The organism is Lacticaseibacillus manihotivorans DSM 13343 = JCM 12514 (assembly GCF_001435035.1).
In the GTDB taxonomy this organism is placed as follows: domain Bacteria; phylum Bacillota; class Bacilli; order Lactobacillales; family Lactobacillaceae; genus Lacticaseibacillus; species Lacticaseibacillus manihotivorans.
Window position 1 is genome coordinate 1 of record NZ_AZEU01000218.1, and the last position, 488, is coordinate 488.

At 52.9% G+C, this 488-nt stretch carries 1 protein-coding gene; it reads right to left on the reverse strand.

Annotated elements, in window-relative coordinates; genetic code table 11:
• The coding region (locus FD01_RS11580) for an IS30 family transposase (RefSeq protein WP_156647307.1) at positions 1 to 488 on the reverse strand (488 nt) is incomplete at both ends.

Here is a 488-nt window from a genome sequence, read left to right on the forward strand (position 1 = left end):
TGGTCTTGATGCAAGCTCCCCATTCGCGCTTGATTCCACGCAATGCATAGCTCACAGAGTCTGCATCTCGTCCTTCGATCAAGCGGAGAAGTTGACAACGGGTCTTGCGCTCAATCAGAGTCAAGATGACGCTCTCCTTGCCATTGCGTTTACCGACAATGGTATCCATCTCCCAGTGACCGAACTGCCTGCGTCGTTCAACGACCTTAGGCCGTTCCTCGATACTGCGGCCAGCCAGGCGCTTAGCCTTGGTGTGGTGCTGGTGAGAGGTCTTCCGCTTAGTCTTCTCCAACAGGTCGATATTTCGAATCTCTAGGCGTTGGTCGTCAATGTACTGGTACAAAGTCGAGGCACAAACAAGCTCTTCAGGAGTAAACAGCTTGTGTCGCTTGGCATAGCCGATTGAAGCATCCGGCGACCATTTGTCCTGCTTAGCTCGCTGTACGTACCAGGCTAAGAAGACCTGTACGCTGGCGAACTTGTCAGGA